The following is an 18,208-nucleotide window of genomic DNA, read 5'->3' as shown; positions in this document are numbered from 1 at the left end:
GGCTTTCACTGCAGCGCCACCGCCATGCCACCTTCGTACGCCCGCATCGATCCCCGCTTCGCCCAGCCCGGCCACCCGCCCGCCACCATCGACGAGTTCGACGGCGTGCGCTTCCTGCATCTCGGCACTTCCTGGGTGCAGGGCGCCATGCGGCTGGCCAAGCCCGATGCGATCGAGCTGGAATACGTGCAGCTGATGATGATGTGGACGCTGTTCAAGGACGCGCCCCGCCACATCGTGCAGCTGGGACTGGGCAGCGCGGCGCTGACCAAGTTCAGCTACACCCGCTTTCCCGACGCGCGCGTGACGGCAGCCGAGCTCAATCCGAACGTGATTGCCATCTGCCGCGCCCTGTTCGGGCTGCCGGAGAACGATGCGCGCCTGGACGTGCGCGAGACGAACGCCCTCGATTTCGTGCTCGACCCGGCGAACCATGGCCAGGCCGACGTGCTGCAGGTGGATCTGTACGACCAGGAAGCCCGCGGCCCGGTGCTCGACTCGCTCGCGTTCTACCAGGGCTGCCACGACTGCTTGACGCGCGATGGGATCATGACCGCCAACGTGTTCGGGGACGTCAACCGCTACGACACCAGCCTGGCCACCATGCAGCAGGTGTTCGACGCGGTGGTCTGGCTGCCCGAGGTGCACGACGCGAACATCGTCGTCCTCGCCTTCAAGGACGCGCCCCAGCTCGACTTCTCGCTGCTCTACGAGCGCGCCGCGGAACTCAAGCGGCGACTGAACCTGCCCGCCAGGCAGTGGGTGGACGGCCTGAAGGAGTGGATGCAGGACCACGCTTGAGGCGCGGCCGGCCCGTCCTTACTGCATGCCCAGGGCCTGGTCGGCCTTGGCCAGGTTGGCGCGATAGCCCGCCACCACCTTGTCGCCCTTGCGCTGCGCTTTGGCCAGCGCGATCGCCTTCATGAACTGCGCCTTGGCTTTGGCCGGGTGTCCGGTCGCCAGCAGCACTTCGCCATAGCTGTCCTGCACGTTGTCGGACAGGCTGTACTTGCCGGCGTTCGCTTTCATCAGGCGCTCTGCGAGCAGCGGCTGCTTGCGCGGCCCAAGCAGCTCGTAGCCAAGGCGGATTACTGCGCCTATGGGCTGCGCATGCCGCTGCCGCTGTCGACCCCGCGCACCGTCATGGTCAACAACTATCCAAGCGACTGGCAGGCACGCTATGCGAGCGAAGGCTACCTGGCAGTCGATCCCACCGTGGCCCATGGCGCCGTGTCCCTGCTGCCCTTGCGCTGGAGCGAAGCGCTGTTCGCCGGGGCGCGGCCACTGTGGGAAGAGGCACGCGGCCACCAGCTGCGGGTGGGCTGGGCCCAGGGCTCGCGCACCGCCGACGGCGCGGCCGGCATGCTGACCCTGGCGCGCTCGCACGACGCGCTCTCGGACGCCGAGCTGCACACCAGCGAAGGCAGCATGTCGTGGCTGGCCCATGCCACGCACGAGGCGATGGTACGGCTGCACCGTCCGGTGGCGGCGCCGGCAGCCCTTACCGCACGCGAAGCCGAAGTGCTGCGCTGGATGGCGACGGGAAAACCTCGAACGAGGCGGCGCAGATCCTCGGGCTGTCCGAACGGACCGTCAACTTCCACGTTGCGAATGCGATGGCCAAGCTGGGCGCGGCCAACAAGACCGCCGTCGTCGTCAAGGCGGCGCTGCTCGGGCTGCTCTAGGCGTTTCGTTCACTCCCCTTCCCTCTTGCCGGGGCCGGCGTCCGCGCCTGCCATTGCGGCGCACCGCCGCCAATCGTTCTAGCACAAGCGCCCGTTGCGTTCCATTCGTCCTCCATAAATCCGATAAATCGCGAAAAGTGTTGCGTATTGCACAGTTGACACTTGTACTTACAGAAATATTTGTAGAGAATCAAGACGCAGTAGCTATAGGAGACATGGTTTTCGTGATGGCGTGATTTAACTCTACAAAGGGAACAAGATGGTGAATCAACCGAAGAAACGGGTATTGCTGGCGACCGCACTGGTATCGGCGATGGCAACGGCGTTCGCACAGGAAGCGGCGACGACCGAAAAGGAAGTGTCGACGGTGGTGGTGCTGGGTTCGCGCACCCAGGCCAAGACCGCACTGGACACCGCCGTGCCGGTGGGCCTGATCAGCGCCAAGGACCTGCAGTCGGCCGGCTCGCTCGAGCTGGGCAAGGTGCTGCAGGATCTCGACCCGTCGTTCAACTTCACGACCACCTTCATCAGCGACGGCACCGACATCATCCGCCCGGCGACGCTGCGCGGCCTTGGCCCTGACCAGCTGCTGGTGCTGGTGAACGGCAAGCGCCGCCACCAGCAGGCCCTGGTCAACGTGCAGCAGACCATCGGCCGCGGCTCCGCCGGCACCGACATCAACGCGATTCCCCTGTCCGCCATCCAGTCGATCGAGGTGCTGCGCGACGGCGCCGCCGCCCAATACGGCTCGGACGCGATCGCCGGCGTGATCAACATCGTCCTCAAGAAGGGCGCCACCGATACCCTGTTCTCCGCCAGTGCCGGCACCACCAAGGAAGGCGATGGCGACACCTATACCGCCAGCGCGCACAAGGGCATCGCCCTCGGCGCCGACGGTGGCTACCTGAACCTGTCGGTCGAAGGCCGCCGCCGCAACGAGACCAACCGCGCCGGCGTCGACACCCTGCGCGTGAACCCGCCGCGCGTGACCCAGCGCATCGGCGACTCGCTGGCCAAGGACGCCTACCTGTGGCTCAACGCCGGTCTGCCGGTCGGCGGCGGCGAGCTGTATGTGTTCGGCGGCGCCTCCAAGCGCACCGGCGACTCGTCGGGCTTCTACCGCTCGGCGGGCGACGCGCGCAACGTGCCGTCGGTGTACCCGAACGGCTTCCTGCCGAACATCATCACCACCGTCAAGGATGCCTCGCTCGGCGTCGGCTTCAAGCACGACCTGGCGGGCGACTGGGCCGTGGACCTGAGCGTGAACCACGGCCGCAGCGAACTCGGTTTCCACGAGCGCAACTCGATCAACGTCAGCTATTTCTACGAGACCGGCAGCTCGCCGCTCGAAGCCGACACCGGCAAGCTGAAATTCGACCAGACCACCCTGAACCTGGACTTCAAGGGTTCGGTCGATTTCGCCGGCGCGCCGCTCTACATCGGCACCGGTTTCGAATGGCGCCGCGATAACTACCAGATCGTCGCGGGCGACCCGGTGTCCTACCAGTACGGCCGCACCAACAACCCGGCCATCGTCATCCGCGACCAGTCGGGCGGCATCGCGGCTTCCGGCATCCAGGGCTTCCCGGGCTACACCCCGGGCACCGAAGTGGACGACGGCCGCCACAACACCGCCTACTACGTCGACCTCGAGCGCAAGTTCGGCGACACGATGTCGCTGGGCGGCGCCCTGCGCCACGAACGCTATTCGGACTTCGGCAACACCACCATCGGCAAGCTGAGCTTCCGCTACGACCCGTCGCGTACCGTCGGCGTGCGCGCCAGCGCCTCGACCGGCTTCCGCGCGCCGGGCGTGCAGCAGAAGTTCTACAGCTCGGTGTCGACCAACCTGAACTCGGCCGGCGTGCTGACCGAAACCCTGACCGCGCGCGAGAACAGCGCCGTGACCCGCGCCTTCGGCATCGCGCCGCTGCAGGAAGAAACCTCGAAAAGCGCCAGCATCGGCATGATCCTGCGCCCGACCCCGAGCTTCTCGGTGACGGCCGACCTGTACCGCACCAACATCGACGACCGCATTGTCTTCTCGAGCAATATCGCACCCGAGTCGGGCGCCTGCCTGACCGCTGCGGCCTGCCCGATCAAGGCCATCCTCGATCCGCTGCGCGTGGGCCAGGCCCAGTTCTTCACCAATGCGATCGACACCTCGACCACCGGCTTCGACCTGGTGGCCCAGCACACCTCGCGCTGGACCGGTTCGACCCTGGTGCTGTCCGGGCAGCTCGGCTTCAACCGCACCGAGGTGAAGGACCGTAAATCGCAATCGGCGGTGCTGACCGGCACCCAGCTGTTCGACGACACGCAAGTCACGCTGATCGAGAAAGGCCAGCCGCGCCAGCACCACGTGGTGGCAGCCGACTACACGACCGGCCCATGGAACGCGACCGTGCGCGCCAACTACTTCGGCGAAGTCGAAGGCCAGGGCTTCACCCCGGGCTTCATCCAGACCTGGGAAGCGAAGTGGATCGTCGACCTGACCGCGCGCTACAGCTTCAACAAGAAGCTGAGCCTGTCGGCCGGCATCAACAACCTGTTCGACACCTATCCGACCAAGTGGGATCCGGTCAAGGCGGCGCCGTTCCCGCAGCTGGGCTTTACCTACTGCTGGGAGACCTGCCCGTTCGGTATCAACGGCCGCTCGATGTACGCGAAGGTGGATTACGCGTTCTGATGCCGGTACACGCCTGACGTAGTCGATGGCCGGCTTTGCCGGCCATTTTTTTTGCCTGCCCCAGCGGCGTGGCAAGCGAGCGCCACCCGGCAGTTTTTCGGATTAGCATCGGTCATCATAGTTGTAATTTTATTATGAAAATGATGCCCATCCCCAGCCTACTCCATCGCACAGCCGGCTTTACGCTGATCGAAACGACTGCCGTCATCGCCATCGTGGGCGCCATGGCTGCCGCCGCACTGCCCAGGATGACCGAGCTGGCGGGCGACGCGCGCCACGCCGCGCTCCAGCAGGCGCGGGCCTCGCTGTCCACCGTGGCGACCATGTCGCATGCAAAGTTCCTGATCAACGGCCAGGCGGCGCAGACCTTCCAGGACAGCACGGTGCCCCTGGTGCACGGTTATCCGGCAGCGAGCCAGGCAACTGCCGAGGCGGCGGGACTGGGCGAAGGCTTCGTGGTCCTTGCCCAGCGGTCCAGCCCTGGCGCCATGCTGCTGGTGCCGAAAGACCTCGCCGGCAGCGCCCGGGCGGCCGACTGCTTCCTCGTCTACGAACAGGCGTCGGCCGCCAGGCCGGTACCGCGGATCAGCCTGGGCGGCAATGCGCGCCCCGAGACCTGCATCTAGCAATACGACACTGCCGACCCGCCGACACCGGATTCAGCGGCGCTCGCGCCACCACAGCAGCAGCATCGCCAGCGCAAACACCAGCGCGAACGGCCAGGCCGGGACGGCGCGCGCAGCCCCCGCCAAAGCCTTGCCCGGCGTACGGGCGGCGTAGCGCGCAGTCGCATCGCGACGTTGCGCCGCTTGCCAGTGAGGCCAGTCGTTCGGGGCGTAGACATACACCGCGTGCGCGCCGGCTTTCGCATCCTGCACTTCCAGCCAGCCCGATTTCTCCGGCCACACGGCCACGCAGGCGGCGTCCGTGCGCGGCGCCCAGGTGCGCGTGAGTTTCAGGTCCGGGAAGACCACGTCGCCTTTCACGCCGCGCGCGCATAGTTCCATGCGTTGTCCCGGCAGCGGCAGCTCTTCCGGCTCCAGCCATTCGATCTCGCGCGGATCCTCGACGCCTACGCGGTCGAGCACGCCCTGCCACCACAGCGCCAGCGCCTGCGGCTCGGCGATCGCGTGGCGATGCCAGTCGCTGGCGCCGAGCCAGGCGATGCGACCCTTCTGCCAGGACCGGGTCCAGACCAGGTTATCGGAGCCAGTCCACGGGCCGGCCTGGCGCGCCCCGGGATTGAGCGGTGCTACCGGCAATTCGAATGGCGCGTCGATCTTCTTGCCCGCAGCTTGCGCCTGCAGCGGCAAGCCCAGCGTGCGCGACCAGACGCCGGGATCGTTGGCATTCGCGCCCAATACCAGCAGGGGCAAGCCGCCTGCCACGCGTCCGAGCAAGGCGGAGCGTTCGCCGGCGCCAAGGCGCTCGAACCAGGCGGCGTCGATCACCAGGAGGTTCGGCGCCTTCATCTCTTGCGCCGGCAGCTCGGTGCGGGTGATCGCGCGTCCCAGCACCACCTGCCAGTCGAGCAGCGCGCCGCTGCCGGCCAGCAGTTCGTTGAGGGTGCGCAGGTCGAAGGACGGCGCGCCGAAGCGGCCCTGCACCTGCAGGATGGCCGGCTCCGTGATCGTCAGCGGCACCGGGCCTTCGGCGACGGTTTTCCCGGCAGCGTCCAGCAGGCGCGCCTTGAGCACGACACGCTCGGCCAGCGGCGGCAGCCAGTTCACGGCCAGTTCGCCCGTGCCTCGTGCTTCCGCAATGACCTGCCCGTTCTCGGCCAGCAGCTGCAGGCGCGCCTCGCGCTGGTCCTCGCGCTGCACGCGCAATGTGAACGTGCGGCCGAGCGCGAGCTGGCGCGGATATACGAGGCGCAGCGTGCCGCCCTCGGGGCGCTGCCACTGCAGCGGCAGCGCCGGCAAATCGTTCCACTGCGCGGCGCGCAGGCCGTCGCCCTTGACGGCTAGCGCACGCACGCCGTCCAGCATCGGGGCCGGGGCATCCGGATCGAGCGTGAGCGTCCTGCCCGCATCGCCCGGCAGGCGGATGCCGGCGGCGAACAGGCCAAGGCTTGCCGCCGCCACCAGCACCAGCAGCAGGTCCAGCCACTGGCGGCGCCATGCATACAGTCCCGCACTTGCAAGGCCTGCCGCGCCCACCAGCGCCAGCATGAGATTGGTGCTCATCGTGAAGTTCATGGTGTTGCTCCTTCACGCCAGGCGCGCACGAAAGGCGTCTTCACCGTCGGGCGGGCCTGCAGCAGCACTTGTCCCTGGCCTGCGGCCTGGCGCAGCCAGGCACGCAGCACCGGACGGCAGGCAAGGCAGCCATCGGCCACGTCCTGGATGGCGCCCTGGGCCGACAGGCGCTGGTCGTCCTCCACGATGCGGGTGCGCACCCAGTCGTGGGCGGCGCGGGTCCACAGCGCCGGCAGCGGGCCGCTGCCCGACAGCGCGCTTACCAGCAATTGCACGTCTTCCGGCACGCGCTGCTCCGCCCCGCCCTGTTCGCGCCGGTAGCTGGCGGTGCCATCCATCTCGCCGGTCATGCGCTTTTCTTCCTTGATCGGCGGCGGCACGAAGGCGGTCTTGTGCAGGTAGATGCGCTCGGCCTGCTGCAATTCCTTGATCGCTTCCAGCGCCTTGTGCTCGGGCGCCAAGGCCACCTTGGGCGTGATTGCGCGCAGCGCCTTTTCGGCATCCCACATCGCCATCAGCGCGCGGCGCAGCACTTTCTTGGTGTCTTCGTCGTAGAGCGTGGCGTTCTCCGCCTCGTCGTGGGCGTGGCCATACTGGTGCAGGATGTCCTGGTTACCGCCCTCCTCCGCTCCATGGTCGTCCTCCTCGTCGCCATCGGCGAACAGCGACGACTCCTCGCCCAGGAACTGGCCGTAGCGGCGGCGCAGCGCGCCCTGGTCGGCGGCGATCTTCTGGCTGCGCTCGAGCACCGCATCCTTGCTCATTTTCGTCGTGCGCATGTCGGCGATGAGCTGCTCGGTATCGATGATGATCTGGCGCTGGCTGCGCAGGCTCTGCGGCTTGACCAGCATCGGCATGGCGGCGCTTTCTTCTTCCGCGGCTTCCGGCGGGGCCGGCAGGCGCAGCGTGTAGGTGGGCGACTGCACCGTGTGCGGGCGGCCCGCATTGTCGGCGGCGCGCACGAAGAAATACAGCTCGTCGCCGGGCTCCATGCCCAGTTCCGCCAGCGACCAGGCCTTCGACCAGTTGCGCTGCTTCGGGTCGGGCGAAGCCGGCAAAGGCATCTCGCGGTCGGTAAAGCGGATGTTCTCGCCGCTGCCGCGCGCCAGCGTCATGTGCAGGGTGGCGCGCCGTACCTGGTAGTCGTCGCTGACCTTCACGCCCATTGCGGCGCTGGTGGCCGTATCGAGTAATTCCTGCACCATCTGGGTCGGCGCGGTGATCGCGATCTCCGGCGGCGCATCCGGCGTGACCTTGACCGTGAAGCGCTTGCCGCGCCAGCGCCAGAACACCGATTCCGTCGCGGTCCAGCGCGCACAGTCTTTGCCGGGCTTGAGCACCTGGCCGTTGCTGAGCTCGACCGTCTCTTGCGGGGTGGCGTCGTCCTTCAGGCACCAGGTGATCACGGTCTGCTCGGGCACCTGCAGGTCGCGCGGGGCCGATTCGATGGCTTTCACGCCGGTGTAGGCCGGGGGCGCGGTGCGCACCACCAGCTGGCCGACCGCAGGAGCGGAGACCGCTGCCGGAAGCTTGCCGGATGGGGCAACGGGAGCCTGCGGCGCGGCGCCGGAGAACCAGACGGCGGCGGCCAGCGCCAGACTCGCCAGCAGCCAGGGCCAGCCCGCCTTCACGCGGCCGCGGACGATACGGCGCAACTGTCGGCTGGTCAGGCTGGCATCGAGCCGGTCGAGCAGGCGGCGGCGCTGGAGCTGGGCGACCGGTGTGGCCGCATGCTCGAGCAGCGCGCTGCTGTCTTCCATTTCCGGCACGGCGCCGTCCAGCCAGCCGGTCCAGGCATAGCCGACCTGGCGGCGCAGGATGGCCCAGTCCCAGGAGCACCACGCGATCCAGGCGATCAGGCCCGGCGCCGAGCGGATGAACAGCCATGGCAGCGCCCCGGCGATCCACAGCGGCAGCCGGCGCAGCTGGGCGGCGCGCCAGACGCGCCGGACAATCTCAGCGCCTTCTTGCATGCGTCAAGACCCTTTCGAGTACGAACAAGGCCACCAATGCGGCCATCAGGATGTCGCGCAAGGCGCCGCTCGCCGCCAACACCGGCGCTGCGGGCGTTGCCGCGAACACGCGCGAAGGCATGGTGTAGGCAGGCGGGCCCGCATGCAGGCGCTGCCAGTTGTCGAGCAGCACGCGCGCGGCGTCGGCCGTGGCCGGCGGCCAGGCGGCGGAATGCCAGAGGCGCCCCTGAGGGCTGTCCGCGTAGCGCATGCCGTCGACCTGCGGGGCGGTGCGCAATGCGGGGAAAGCGGCGGCATTGGCCACGAGCCAGAGCGGCGCGCGCAGCGAGGGCGGCGGCGCCTCGGCCCGGTCCCAGACGATCAAGCCGGTCTTGGCGCCCGGCGCCGCGTCGACGGTCGCGCCGGCGGCGGCGAAGACGCGGCGCCACTGCTCCGGGCGCTCGCTGGCGATGTACACATGGCGCGCGCCGGCCGGCGCCGGCCGCGCCAAGGTGCGCAGGTCGATCCTGCGCCTGAATTCGGGAGTCAAAGCCGGCATCGGGATGTCGCCCAGCACCAGCAGGCGCGCATCGGGCCGCCATTCGCGCTCGTGGGTGCGCAGCCAGCCGATGGCTTGCGCGGCGGGCAGGCTGACGCGGTCCGCCTCCTGCAGCCCGGCCTGTCCCACCTGGCGCTCGACCCATGCCTGGTCGGTGTCCGCCGCCACGATGACGGTGTCGCCGCGCCAGGGCAGGACCGGGTCGGCCAGCCAGGCAATGGCGCAGGCCAGCAGCAGGCAGCGCACCAGCAGCAGGAACAGGTCGTTCCAGCGCCATGCGCGGGTCTGGCGCGGCTCGGCGCGCGGCAGGAAGCGCGCGGTCGCGAGTGGCTCGGCCTTGTGCTGCTCGCGCTTGCGCCGGTGCCACCAGATCGGCAGCAGCAGGATGGGCAAGGCGAACCACCACAGGGCGTTCATGGACGGCTCCCGGGCCGGCGCAGCCAAAGGCGCAGCACCTCGCCCGGCGGCTGTTCGATGCGCGCCGCCACCAGCGGAATGTCGCTCTTGCGGCATTGCGCCGTGACCTGGGTGAAGTACTCGTCGCGGTTGCGGCGGTAGCCTTCCTGCAGGTCGGCGCCGAAGCGGAATACGCCGCTGCCCTGCTCGGGGTCGCGGTAGGCGGGCGTGGCCGAAAAACTGGCGTCCACTTCGGCCTGGGTCTGCAGGCAGAGCACGCGCACGTCGTGGCGCATGCCACGCAGGCGCAGCAAGGCTTGGGACAGTGGCGAAGGCCAGTCGAGCAGGTCGCTGGCCGCGAAGATCACGCTGGGCGATTGGGCGAAATGCAGGCTGGCGCGCAGGGTATCGGCATCGGGCAGGTCGCCGGCGGCCTGCACGCGGCTCAGCTGCAGCAGCACGCGCTGCAGGTGGCGCGGGCCGCGCAGGGCGGGCGTGAACTGCACCTTGCCTTCATTGAGGATCACCAGGCCGAAGGCATCGCCCTGGCGCTGGGCGATGGCCGCCACGCAGCCGAGCAGGGTGCGTGCATAGGCCAGCTTGTCGACGCCTTCCACACTGCGGCTGGGCTCGAGCATCGAGGCGCTCGCGTCCAGCACCAGCCACACGGCCACGTGGCTGTCGCGTTCGGCCTCGCGCACATAGTAGCGGTCGGCGCGCGCCAGCAGCTTCCAGTCGACCCGGCGCCACTCGTCCCCGGGCGCATAGGCCCGGTATTCCGAGAATTCGACGCCGGCCCCGCGCTCGCGCCCGGCATGGATGCCGTGGCCGAGCCCCGCCAGCACATGGCGGATCACGAGGTCGAGGTTCTGCGTGTGCGCGATCAGCGCGGTCTTCGCCAGCGACAAGATCAGTCGACCCGGATCTCGTTACGCAGCGCGTGCAGGATGTCGGCAATGGCCACGCCGTCGGCTTCCGCCTCGAAGTTGCGCAGCACGCGGTGCGCCAGCACCGGCAGCAGCATGGCCTGGATATCGTCGCGCGTGACCGCCAGGCGGCCCTGCATCAGGGCGCGCGCCTTGGAGGCCAGCACCAGCGCCTGGCCGGCGCGCGGACCGGCGCCCCAGCCGACGTGCTGCTTGACCGCCGATACGGTAGTCTCGGACGGGCGGGTCGCGCGCACCAGGCGGGTCGCGTAGCGCAGCAAGTGCTCGCCGATCTCGATGTCGCGCACCAGCTGCTGCAGGCGCAGCAGGGTTTCCACCGTCATGGCCGGCTCGGCGTCATCCAGGCCAGCGTGGGTGGTGCGCGAGACCATCATGACTTCTTCGTCTTCGGTCGGGTAGGCGACGTCGATGCGCAGCAGGAATCGGTCGAGCTGGGCTTCCGGCAGCGGATAGGTGCCGGCCTGCTCGATCGGGTTCTGCGTGGCCAGCACGAAGAAGGGCCGCGGCAGCTTGTGCGTGGTGCCGGCAAAGGTCACCGCGCGCTCCTGCATCGCTTCCAGCAGGGCCGACTGGGTCTTGGGCGGGGCGCGGTTGATCTCGTCGGCCAGCAGCACCTGGGTGAACACGGGGCCCTGCTGGAAGCGGAACACGCGCTGGCGCGTCGTGGTGTCTTCTTCCAGGATCTCGGTGCCGACGATATCGGACGGCATCAGGTCGGGGGTGAACTGCACGCGGCGGAATTGCATGTCGGTGGCTTCGGCCAGCGATTTCACCAGCAGCGTCTTGCCCAGGCCCGGCACGCCTTCGACCAGCGCGTGGCCGCCGGCCAGCAGGCAGGTCACGAGCAAATCGACCACGTTTTCCTGGCCGATGATCACGCGCGCCATGCTTTCCTTCAGCGCGCCGACTGCCGCCGTCAAGCTGGCGATTTCCGCCTCGTTCCACTCTACTGCATGTCGTTGCGCCACTGCTTATGCTCCCAACGCGTATTGAATGATGTTGACCGCGAAGCGGGTGTTGTCGACCGCGAGGAACCGCTTGTTGCGGAAGTCGTAGTCCCACTCGCATCCGTAGTCCTTGTTCGAATACAGCAGGCGCACGCGCCCGCCGAATTCGATGGCCTTCAGGTATTCGTGCACCAGGTCGTCGCCCCAGCCATTGAGTTCGCCCGAGGTGGTGGGCGGGCCGTCGAACTTGAAGAAGCACGAATACAGCGGATGCGTATTCGGGATCTTCCTCAAAGCCGAGGCCCCGAAGATCTTGGTCATCTCGGCCTCGAAGGACTTGGCGAACAGGCCGTCGATGTCATGGTTGCAGTCATCGACGAAGATAAAGCCGCCGCCGCGCACGTAGCGCTCGAGGTTGCGCCGCTCGGCGGGCGTGAACTGCACCAGCTTGTGCCCTGCGAAATAGCAGAACGGCGCCTGCAGCATCTTCGGATCCGACAGCGCGACCATGCGCTCCGCCGGATCCACCCGCAAGGTGGTGTACTCCACTAAGGAGTTCAGCACGTTGCTGGGCGTACGAATATCCACGTCCCAGTCGCCCGACTCATACATCAGGCGCGTGAAGTAGAAGTCGTACGTTGCCATAAAAATCAGACCGCGTCGGACAGCGAAGTGAAGTTGAAGTCGCGGACCTTCATCGGCGGCAGCACCATCTGGAACGGGGCCTCGTCGCCACCGATGATTTCCGGCTTGCCCAATTCGTCGATGTTGTTGAGGATGGTGACCGGGCTCTCGTTGAAGCGGAAGTTCTTTACCGGGTGCTTGATCTTGCCGTTCTCGACGTAGAAGGTGCCGTCGCGGGTCAGGCCCGTGATGAGCAGCGACTGCGGATCGACCATGCGGATGTACCAGGTGCGGGTAACCACGATGCCCTTCTTGGTACCGGCAATGAGCTCTTCCAGCGACTTGGTGCCGCCGGCCATGATCATGTTGCCGTGGCTGGCCGTGGCCGGGTTGCCGGTCTTCTGCGCCCAGTAGGGCGAATAGCCGAGCGAGGCGATGCGGCCGTTCTTGACGATGTCGGTGCGCTTGCGGGCGATCATGGTCTGGTTGTCCCATGGCGCCACCGGCACGTCCGGGTTCCACGGGTCGGCCCAGATATTGACCTGCTCGTCGAACAGCTTCTCGCCCAGGCGGTTGCCGCCGCCCTTCTTGGCCAGGAAGCTGCGGCCTTCGTCGGCCGCGCGCGCGCCCAGGGAGCTGAACATGTTGCCGAGGATTTCAGACGTCGCCGCCGGTTCCAGGATCACGGTGTAGCGGCCCGGCTCCAGCGCCTTGGCGTCGACCGAGCGCAATGCCTTGTCGATCGCGATGTCGGCCGCTTCGCGCGCATTGAAGCGGCGCGCATCGACTGCCGAGCGGGTCACCCAGCCCGAACCGCGGCCGTCTTCGGTGCGCGCGGTGCAGGTGAAGGACAGGTCGGTGAATTCCTGGAAGCCGAACACGCCCTTGGAGTTGGCGATGCAGGCAAAGCTGCTATTGTCGGTGAAGAAGCCGGCGGTCACCAGCTTCTTGGCGCGCGCAGCGCCAATCGCGGCGGCGGCCACTTCGGCGCGGTAGTCCGGGTCGATGCCGGCGGTCGAGGCCATGAAGGTCTTGGTGGTGAGGTAGTCCTGCTTGCTCACGGCCGGGACGAACTCCGGATTCTCCGGCGCCAGGCGCGCCAGTTCCTCGGCGCGGCGCACGGCCTTTTCCAGCGACTTGTCGTCGAACTCGTTGATCACGGCGGTGCCCACGCGCTTGCCGAAGGCGACGCGCACGGCCAGCTGCATGTCTTCGGTCAGGCCGGCGGTCGATACGCCGTTGCGCGCGAAGCGGATGTTGCCGGTGCGGTTGCCCTGGATCGACACGTTGCACTCGTCGGCCTTCGAGAAACCGATCACGCGGTCGGTGATGCGTTTTGCTTGTTCCTGGTTCAGCTGTTTCATGTGTTGTCTCCTCCTCAACCGATCTTGCGTGCGGTGTTGATGACGTTGATGCCATTGAAGCGGGCGGTGCTCGAGCCGTGCGAGACTGCGCTCACCTGGCTCGGCTGGCCTTTGCCGTCGAAGAACGAGCCGCCCATGCGCCAGTCGCGCTCGTCGCAGATGGCCGAGCAGGCGTTCCAGAATTCCTGGGTATTGGTCTGGTAAGCCACGTCTTCCAGCTGGCCGGTGATCTTGCCGTTCTTGATCTCGTAGAACAGCGTGCCGCCGAACTGGGAGTTGTAGCGCTGCTGGTCGATCGAGTAGGAGCCGCGGCCCAGGATGTAGATGCCCTTCTTGACGTCCTTGACCATTTCGTCCGGGGTCAGGCGCGCCTTGCCCGGTTCGAGCGACACGTTCGGCATGCGCTGGAACTGGATCGTGCTCCAGCTGTCGGCGTACGAGCAGCCGTGCGATTCCTTCTCGCCGATGATGTGGGCCTGGTCGCGCGTGGCCTGGTAGTTCACCAGGATGCCGTTGCGGATGATGTCCCACTTCTTGGCGCGCACGCCTTCGTCGTCGTAGCCGATCAGGCCCAGCGAACCCGGGGTGGTGCGGTCGGCAACGAAGTTCACGCGCTCGGAACCGTACTTGAATTTCTTCGATTCCCACTTGTCGAGGCCCACGAAGCTGGTGCCGGCGTAGTTGGCTTCGTAGCCGAGCACGCGGTCCAGTTCCGTCGGGTGGCCGACGTTCTCGTGGATGGTCAGGAACAGGTGTTCGGGGCTCAGCACCAGGTCGTACTTGCCCGGCTCGACCGACTTGGCGGTCAGCTTCTCGCGCGCCTGCTTGCCGGCCAGGCGTGCATCCTCGACGATGTCGTAGGAGTTCGTGTACAGCGTGGTGACGCCGCCGGCGGCCTGCACCTTGTCGCCGGCTTTCGCGTCGAAATACTCGTAGCCCATCGACACGGGCGAGCTCAGGCCCGCACGCGAGCGGAACTTGCCGCTGGCCTTGTCGACGGCAGTCGCGTTGATCGGGGCCCACAGGCGGTGGATGTCCTGGTCGATGTAGGAGCCGTCGGTGCTGGCGAAGTACTTCTGCTGGTTGATCTGGAATAGCGAGGCGGTCATGAAGCTCGCGCCCGCGTCCATGCCGGCCTTGTTGGCGGCGATCAGCATGTCGGCCTTCTGCTTGACCGGGATACTGCGCCAGTCCTTCTTGACCGGCGTGGCCCAGGCCACCTCGCCCACGCCCTTGACCGGCGCCAGGCGCACGGGTTCGGACTGCAGCTTGGCATTGGCCTTGGCGATCGCCACGGCCTGGCGCGCCGCGTTGGCGATGCCGTCCGGGCTCATGTCGTTGGTCGAGGCAAAACCGTAGGCGCCGTTGGCGATCACGCGCACGCCGACGCCGCTCGATTCGGTGTTGCTGATGTTCTCGACGTTCCGGTCGCGCGTGATGATGAACTGGTTCAGGTAGCGCCCGATGCGCACGTCGCAGTAGGACGCGCCGGCCTTGGTGGCGGCGTTCAGGGCGGTGTCGGCCAGGATCTTCTTGGCGCTGGCCGCCATCGGGTTCATGAGCTCATCGGCGGCGATGGCGTTGCCAAAGACCGGAATGAGCATGGCGCCGGCAGTGCCGGCGCCGATGTGGAGGAATTTGCGGCGTTCCATTTAAGATTCCATGGTAATTCGTAGGGTGGGCAGGTTTCCTGCCCATGCGGCGATAGTTAAGGGCTTCATCATCGCGCCGGATGATCTTGCTGCTACCGATTACCGCGTGGGCGGCAAGCCGCCCACCCTACGGTTGCTTAGACAGCGTCCGACAGCGACGTAAAGTTGAAATCGCGGATCTTCATCGACGGGATCAGCATCGAGTAGTTCGCCTCGTCGCCGCCGATCACGACCGGCTTGCCGATTTCCTCGATATTGTTCAGCATCGTCACCGGGCTCTCGTTGAAGCGGAAGTTCTTGATCGGGTACTTGATCTTGCCGTTCTCGATGTAGAAGGTGCCGTCGCGGGTCAGGCCGGTCAGCAGCACCGACTGCGGGTCCACCATGCGGATGTACCAGGTGCGGGTCACCAGCACGCCCTTCTTGGTGCTGGCGATCAGGTCGGCCGTGGTCTTGTCGGTGCCGGCCATGATGATGTTGCCGGCGCTGCCGATCGCGCGCTGGTTCTTCTTCTGGCCCCAGAAGCGCGAATAGTTCAGCGCATTGATGCGGCCATCCTTGACCAGCTGCATGCGCTCGCGCGGCAGCATGCCGTTGTCCCACGGCAGCACCGGCACGTCCTTGTCCCATGGGTCGGTCCAGATATTCACCTGCTGGTCGAACAGCTTGTCGCCCAGGCGGTTGGCGCCGCCCTGCTTGGACAGGAAGCTGCGGCCTTCGTCGGCCAGGCGGGCGTTGAAGCCGCCCAGCATGGCGCTGATCAAGTCGCTGGTGGCGGCCGGCTCCATCACCACCGTATAGCGGCCCGGTTCCAGCGCGCGCGCGTCCACCGAACGCAGCGCTTTTTCGATGGCCACGTCGGCCGCTTCGCGCGGATCGAATCTGTTGACGTCGCGCGCCGAGCGCTTGACCCAGCCCGAACCGCGCCCGTCCGCGGTGCGCACGGTGCAGGTGAAGTCGAGCGAGGTGGCGGCCTGGTGGCCGAACACGCCGTTCGAGTTGGCGATGCTCTCGAAGGTGGAGCGGTCGGTGAAGAAGCCGGCGGCGACCAGGCCCTTCTTGCGGCAGGCTTCCATCGCATAGGCGGCAGCCTGGGCGCGGTACTCCGGGTCGATGTCGGCGGTACGCTGCACGAAGGTATCGGAAGTCTTGTAGGCGGTCTTGGCCAGCGCCGGCATGAATTCCGGATTCTCCGGCGCCAGGCGCGCCAGGTCTTCGGCGCGGCGCACGGCGCGCTCGAGCGATTTGTCGTCGAACTCGTTGATGGTGGCGGTGCCCTGGCGCTTGCCGAAGGCGACCTGCACCTGCAGCTGGGTGTCGTCGGACAGGCCGGCGGTGGAAACGGCATTGCGCGCGAAGCGGATGTTGCCGATGCGGCTGCCCTCGACGCTGACGATGCATTCGTCGGCCTTGGAGAGCGACAGCACGCGGTCCGAGATGCGCTTGGTTTGGTCCTGGTTCAGGATGCTCATGGGGTCCTCGCCTTAGCCGATTTTACGTGCGGTGTTGATCACGTTGATGCCGTTGAAGCGCGTCGTGCTCGAGCCGTGCGAGACGATGCTGATCTGCGGCGGCTGGCCCTTGCCGTCGAAGAAGGAGCCTCCCATGCGCCAGTCGCGCTCGTCGCAGATCGCGCTGCAGGCGGTCCAGAATTCCTGGGTATTGGCCTGGTAGGCGACGTCTTCCAGCATCGGGCCGATCTTGCCGTCCTTGATTTCGTAGAACAGCTGGCCGCCGAACTGGAAGTTGTAGCGCTGCTGGTCGATCGAGAACGAGCCGTCGCCGACGATGTAGATGCCCTTCTTGATGTCCTTGACCATCTCGTCCGGGGTCAGCTTCTTCTTGCCGGGGGCGAGCGAGACGTTCGGCATGCGCTGGAACTGCACCGAGTTCCAGCTGTCGGCGTACGAGCAGCCGTGCGATTCCTTTTCGCCGATGATGTGGGCCTGGTCGCGGGTGGCCTGGTAGTTGACCAGGATGCCGTCCTTGATGATGTCCCACTTCTTGGTCTTGACGCCTTCGTCGTCGTAGCCGACGGCGCCCAGCGAGCCCGGGGTGACCTTGTCCGCATACAGGTTGACCATCGGGTTACCGTACTTGAATTTCTTGGTCTCCCACTTGTCGAGCGTGGCGAAGCTGGTGCCGGCGTAGTTGGCTTCGTAGCCGAGCACGCGGTCCAGTTCCGTCGGGTGGCCGACGTTCTCGTGGATGGTCAGCCACAGGTGTTCCGGCGAGAGCATCAGGTCGTACTTGCCCGGCGTGACCGACTTGGCGGTCAGCTTCATCTTGGCGTCGCGGCCGGCGGCCCTGGCGTCCTCGATCAGGTCGTACGAACCGGTGTACAGCGTGGCGACGCCGCCGGCAGCCTTGATCTTGTGCTCGGGGCGTGCGTCCAGGTATTCGTAGCCCATGCCGACCGGCGCGCCCAGGCCCGAACGCGAACGGAATTTGCCGGTGGCTTTGTCGACCGCGGTGGCCTGGAACGGCGCCCACAGGCGGTGCACGTCCTGCTCGATGTAGGAACCGTCGGTGGAAGCGAAGTACTTTTGCTGGTTCACCTGGAACAGCATCGAATTCATGAAGGCCGCGCCGCCGTCCATGCCGGCCTTGTTGGCGGCGATGAGCAGGTCGGCCTTTTCCTTGATCGGCACGGTGCGCCAGTCCTTCTTGATCGGCGTGGCCCACGACACTTCGCCCACGCCCTTGACTGGCGCGAGACGCACCGGTTCGGACTGCAGCTTGGCATTGGCCTTGGCGATCGCCACTGCCTGGCGCGCGGCGTTGGCGATGCCGTCGCTGCTCATGTCGGAGGTGGCGGCGAAGCCGTAGGCACCATTGGCGATCACGCGCACGCCGATGCCGGCCGACTCCGTGTTGGCCACGTTCTCGACGTTCAGGTCGCGGGTGGTGATGAACTGGTTCAGGTAGCGGCCGATGCGCACGTCCGCGTAGCTGGCGCCGGCCTTGGTGGCGGCGTTGAGCGCAACGTCGGCAAGCGCCTTCTTGGCGGCGGTCGGCATGCTGGTCAATAGCTCTTCAGCGGCGATCGCGCGGCTGAACGGGACCAGGGAGGTGGCCATGGCCAGGCTGCTGAAGTTTAGAAAAGTACGGCGTTCCATCGTGTCTCCTGAAATCTACCTGTTTCTGGACAGCGGTCCCGCCGGCTTCACGGTCCGCTCTTGTATGTACGGCGCT

The 18,208-nt window shown here is 66.9% G+C and carries 15 protein-coding genes and 1 pseudogene; 5 read left to right on the top strand and 11 right to left on the bottom strand.

Translation table 11 applies throughout. The annotated features are described in order from the left end of the window. The first annotated feature begins 24 nt into the window (after positions 1–24). Complete coding sequence (locus AC3XQU_RS21070) at positions 25–801, top strand: spermine/spermidine synthase domain-containing protein (protein ID WP_489876114.1); 777 nt, start codon at positions 25–27, stop codon at positions 799–801. Between the two features lie 18 nt (positions 802–819). Here the strand turns inward: AC3XQU_RS21070 and AC3XQU_RS21065 are convergent, their stop codons facing one another. Next, complete coding sequence (locus AC3XQU_RS21065) at positions 820–1,029, bottom strand: hypothetical protein (RefSeq protein WP_489876113.1); 210 nt, start codon at positions 1,027–1,029, stop codon at positions 820–822. Between the two features lie 81 nt (positions 1,030–1,110). On the opposite strand from AC3XQU_RS21065, the pseudogene AC3XQU_RS21060 reads away from it, so the two are divergent. The 4 genes and pseudogenes from AC3XQU_RS21060 to AC3XQU_RS21045 all read left to right on the top strand — a co-directional run. Continuing rightward, a pseudogene (locus tag AC3XQU_RS21060) lies at positions 1,111–1,404 on the top strand (autoinducer binding domain-containing protein); the annotation flags it as partial. Then, positions 1,287–1,685: a LuxR C-terminal-related transcriptional regulator gene (locus AC3XQU_RS21055; protein ID WP_489876127.1), complete on the top strand. Its 399-nt coding sequence runs from the start codon at positions 1,287–1,289 to the stop codon at positions 1,683–1,685. The pseudogene AC3XQU_RS21060 and the gene AC3XQU_RS21055, both read left to right, overlap by 118 nt. Before the next feature lie 259 nt (positions 1,686–1,944). After that, positions 1,945–4,374, top strand: coding sequence for a TonB-dependent receptor plug domain-containing protein (locus tag AC3XQU_RS21050; RefSeq protein ID WP_489876112.1), 2,430 nt, complete (start codon positions 1,945–1,947; stop codon positions 4,372–4,374). Positions 4,375–4,508: 134 nt separating this feature from the next. After that, positions 4,509–5,000, top strand: coding sequence for a type II secretion system protein (locus AC3XQU_RS21045; protein ID WP_489876111.1), 492 nt, complete (start codon positions 4,509–4,511; stop codon positions 4,998–5,000). Positions 5,001–5,033: 33 nt separating this feature from the next. Here the strand turns inward: AC3XQU_RS21045 and AC3XQU_RS21040 are convergent, their stop codons facing one another. The 10 genes from AC3XQU_RS21040 to AC3XQU_RS20995 form a co-directional block, all read right to left on the bottom strand. After that, positions 5,034–6,572 (bottom strand): hypothetical protein, encoded by a 1,539-nt coding sequence (locus AC3XQU_RS21040; RefSeq protein ID WP_489876110.1) that lies wholly within the window; start codon positions 6,570–6,572, stop codon positions 5,034–5,036. After that, complete coding sequence (locus tag AC3XQU_RS21035) at positions 6,569–8,545, bottom strand: hypothetical protein (RefSeq protein WP_489876109.1); 1,977 nt, start codon at positions 8,543–8,545, stop codon at positions 6,569–6,571. Before AC3XQU_RS21035 ends, AC3XQU_RS21040 begins: the two co-directional genes overlap by 4 nt. Continuing rightward, positions 8,529–9,500 carry a BatA domain-containing protein gene (locus tag AC3XQU_RS21030; protein ID WP_489876108.1) on the bottom strand — a complete coding sequence of 324 codons (972 nt, stop codon included), beginning with the start codon at positions 9,498–9,500 and terminating at the stop codon, positions 8,529–8,531. Before AC3XQU_RS21030 ends, AC3XQU_RS21035 begins: the two co-directional genes overlap by 17 nt. Continuing rightward, positions 9,497–10,387, bottom strand: coding sequence for a DUF58 domain-containing protein (locus tag AC3XQU_RS21025; RefSeq protein ID WP_489876107.1), 891 nt, complete (start codon positions 10,385–10,387; stop codon positions 9,497–9,499). Before AC3XQU_RS21025 ends, AC3XQU_RS21030 begins: the two co-directional genes overlap by 4 nt. Before the next feature lie 2 nt (positions 10,388–10,389). After that, positions 10,390–11,394, bottom strand: a complete 1,005-nt coding sequence (locus AC3XQU_RS21020; RefSeq protein WP_489876106.1) for an AAA family ATPase — start codon at positions 11,392–11,394, stop codon at positions 10,390–10,392. Positions 11,395–11,397: 3 nt separating this feature from the next. After that, entirely contained in the window at positions 11,398–12,018 is a 621-nt protein-coding gene (locus AC3XQU_RS21015; protein ID WP_489876105.1) for a DUF4159 domain-containing protein, read from the bottom strand. Positions 12,019–12,023: 5 nt separating this feature from the next. Next, the gene (locus tag AC3XQU_RS21010) at positions 12,024–13,361 is read right to left on the bottom strand and encodes a TldD/PmbA family protein (protein WP_489876104.1); all 1,338 of its coding nucleotides are present in this window, start codon (positions 13,359–13,361) and stop codon (positions 12,024–12,026) included. 14 nt (positions 13,362–13,375) lie between these two features. Further along, entirely contained in the window at positions 13,376–15,013 is a 1,638-nt protein-coding gene (locus tag AC3XQU_RS21005; protein WP_489876103.1) for a TldD/PmbA family protein, read from the bottom strand. Between the two features lie 137 nt (positions 15,014–15,150). Further along, positions 15,151–16,485 carry a TldD/PmbA family protein gene (locus AC3XQU_RS21000; protein WP_489876102.1) on the bottom strand — a complete coding sequence of 445 codons (1,335 nt, stop codon included), beginning with the start codon at positions 16,483–16,485 and terminating at the stop codon, positions 15,151–15,153. 12 nt (positions 16,486–16,497) lie between these two features. Beyond that, on the bottom strand, positions 16,498–18,132 hold the full coding sequence (locus tag AC3XQU_RS20995) for a TldD/PmbA family protein (RefSeq protein WP_489876101.1): 1,635 nt from the start codon (positions 18,130–18,132) through the stop codon (positions 16,498–16,500). Between the last annotated feature and the right edge of the window lie 76 nt (positions 18,133–18,208).

This window comes from Telluria sp. AZSoR62, assembly GCF_058111565.1.
Note: the sequence above shows the minus strand (reverse complement) of the source record. Positions and strands in the feature narration are given on the sequence as shown.

Coding starts and splice junctions, on each gene's coding strand:
- AC3XQU_RS21045 (WP_489876111.1), top strand. CDS start 4,509: ATGAAAATGATGCCCATCCCCAGCCTACTCCATCGCACAGCCGGCTTT.
- AC3XQU_RS21035 (WP_489876109.1), bottom strand. CDS start 8,545: ATGCAAGAAGGCGCTGAGATTGTCCGGCGCGTCTGGCGCGCCGCCCAG.
- AC3XQU_RS21015 (WP_489876105.1), bottom strand. CDS start 12,018: ATGGCAACGTACGACTTCTACTTCACGCGCCTGATGTATGAGTCGGGC.
- AC3XQU_RS21070 (WP_489876114.1), top strand. CDS start 25: ATGCCACCTTCGTACGCCCGCATCGATCCCCGCTTCGCCCAGCCCGGC.
- AC3XQU_RS21050 (WP_489876112.1), top strand. CDS start 1,945: ATGGTGAATCAACCGAAGAAACGGGTATTGCTGGCGACCGCACTGGTA.
- AC3XQU_RS21005 (WP_489876103.1), bottom strand. CDS start 15,013: ATGGAACGCCGCAAATTCCTCCACATCGGCGCCGGCACTGCCGGCGCC.
- AC3XQU_RS20995 (WP_489876101.1), bottom strand. CDS start 18,132: ATGGAACGCCGTACTTTTCTAAACTTCAGCAGCCTGGCCATGGCCACC.
- AC3XQU_RS21010 (WP_489876104.1), bottom strand. CDS start 13,361: ATGAAACAGCTGAACCAGGAACAAGCAAAACGCATCACCGACCGCGTG.
- AC3XQU_RS21030 (WP_489876108.1), bottom strand. CDS start 9,500: ATGAACGCCCTGTGGTGGTTCGCCTTGCCCATCCTGCTGCTGCCGATC.
- AC3XQU_RS21040 (WP_489876110.1), bottom strand. CDS start 6,572: ATGAACTTCACGATGAGCACCAATCTCATGCTGGCGCTGGTGGGCGCG.
- AC3XQU_RS21000 (WP_489876102.1), bottom strand. CDS start 16,485: ATGAGCATCCTGAACCAGGACCAAACCAAGCGCATCTCGGACCGCGTG.
- AC3XQU_RS21065 (WP_489876113.1), bottom strand. CDS start 1,029: ATGAAAGCGAACGCCGGCAAGTACAGCCTGTCCGACAACGTGCAGGAC.